This window comes from Bacteroides sp. RTP31139st1_H2_RTP31139_211217, assembly GCF_040227615.1.
Classification (GTDB): Bacteria; Bacteroidota; Bacteroidia; order Bacteroidales; family Bacteroidaceae; genus Bacteroides; species Bacteroides uniformis.
The window spans coordinates 4568-6047 of record NZ_JBCNZM010000226.1 but is presented as its reverse complement, the minus strand read 5'-3'; the positions used below and the strand labels follow the sequence as shown (position 1 = coordinate 6047).

3 protein-coding genes and 1 pseudogene are annotated in these 1480 nt (G+C 42.7%); 2 read left to right on the top strand and 2 right to left on the bottom strand.

Features of this window, described 5'->3' with window-relative positions:
- Both ABUA47_RS22465 and ABUA47_RS22460 read right to left on the bottom strand, forming a co-directional pair.
- On the bottom strand, positions 1-144 hold a 144-nt coding region (locus ABUA47_RS22465; protein WP_349832083.1), incomplete at its 3' end, for a flavodoxin family protein.
- A 50-nt stretch (positions 145-194) separates the two neighbouring features.
- Positions 195-590, bottom strand: a complete 396-nt coding sequence (locus ABUA47_RS22460) for a DUF6249 domain-containing protein (RefSeq protein WP_016273511.1) — start codon at positions 588-590, stop codon at positions 195-197.
- Positions 591-733: 143 nt separating this feature from the next.
- Here ABUA47_RS22460 and ABUA47_RS22455 point away from each other — a divergent pair, with 143 nt between their 5' ends.
- Both ABUA47_RS22455 and ABUA47_RS22450 read left to right on the top strand, forming a co-directional pair.
- The gene (locus tag ABUA47_RS22455; RefSeq protein ID WP_035448201.1) at positions 734-1282 is read left to right on the top strand and encodes an RNA polymerase sigma factor; all 549 of its coding nucleotides are present in this window, start codon (positions 734-736) and stop codon (positions 1280-1282) included.
- A pseudogene (locus ABUA47_RS22450) lies at positions 1279-1480 on the top strand (hypothetical protein); the annotation flags it as partial. The gene ABUA47_RS22455 and the pseudogene ABUA47_RS22450, both read left to right, overlap by 4 nt.

Below are 1480 nucleotides of genomic sequence, written 5' to 3'. Positions count from 1 at the left end.
GATGCAGGGATGTACCTGCAACTGTGGAACGTCTATATAAACTGTTCCAACTCCGCAGCCTTCAAGTTCCTGCTTCATCAGCTCCAACATTTTCGACATGTTGCCATGACGACGAGGACTACCGTTAAGAATCAATACCTTCATTGCATACTCTTAATTTTTCAGCAAAGGTCGGCATTTTCTACATAATAACCTTACTTCTTGTTCAGTTTTAGTTCTGTAATAAAAGCCACTATCAGTCCGATTCCACCAACACCCAGCACACAAGCCCCATAAATAAGGGAAACAGTCTCCCTATACATCCAGTCTCTGTCCGCAGTAAAGTAATTGGGAATCGTCGCATAGCAGATAAGATAACCCAGCAATAACCCAAGTCCCATACCAGCCAACAGACATCCTATTTTCAGGGCAGAGAACGAAAAGCTACTTCCACGTAATTTAGGCGTATCCATCTGAGGGAGTAGTCCCCGCTCGTCCATCTTCTCAATCAGCATGATTCTTTCCTTCTTACAAACAAACAGCTCAAACAATTTGTAAACTCCTAAAGTAATGATTGTCATCACCGCAGGCACCATAATAAAATCCATCATATTCGTTTCAATTTAAATTAGTAATTTCGTTTCTTTGTACCCTTTAGACGCGGCAGTTTACATGAGGTTACACTTTTCCGGAAAAATATTTTTTCTTCCGAAAATCTGTAACCAAACAAACAAATCTGCGTCTAACAGACAAAATGAAAGACGACGAGAGACATATCATCCAGCGCATCTTGAGGGGAGAGACTGCTCTTTACGAGCATTTTCTCAACACATACGGCCAGCAGGTATTCATCCTGGTGGCCCGCATCGTCTCCAACCAGGAAGATGCCGAAGAACTGACCCAGGATGTCTTTCTGAAAGCCTTCCAGCACCTCTCGTCTTTCAAGGGCACCAGTTCTTTTTCGACGTGGATTTATTCGATTGCATATAATACGGCCATCTCGAGTGCACGGAAAAAGAAATTTGATACCTTTGTCATGGATGATACACTGCTTGCCAACATATCCGATACACAAGTAGATGAAGCCTTAAATGATGAAGGGGAAGAGCAAATTGCCAAATTGAACAGAGCCATGGAGCAACTCGATTCCGAGGAACAGGCACTGATAAGCCTGTTCTATTATGAAGAAAAAACATTGAATGAGGTCGCTCTCATCCTGGGACTGACGGAAAGCAACGCAAAAGTGAAGCTACACCGTATACGTAAAAAGATTTATGTGTTGATGAAACAAGAAAAAGTATGAACGAAGAACTAAAAGATAGAGGATTGAAAAAGGCGGTAAGAGAACAGACTACTTTCCGCCTGCCGTCCAATTTTACCTACCGCACCATGCAGAAGGTAGAAGAAGCCATACGTCTGCGCGAGAAGAAATCAGAAAGAAGAATTCTGCTTGCAACTATTGCCGCTGCTATCTTCTTGATAGGTGTCAGTGGGACAGGAT

Bases quoted from the DNA above. Each gene is read 5' to 3' on its own strand.
- ABUA47_RS22455 (WP_035448201.1), top strand. From the start codon at position 734: ATGAAAGACGACGAGAGACATATCATCCAGCGCATCTTGAGGGGAGAG.
- ABUA47_RS22460 (WP_016273511.1), bottom strand. From the start codon at position 590: ATGATGGATTTTATTATGGTGCCTGCGGTGATGACAATCATTACTTTA.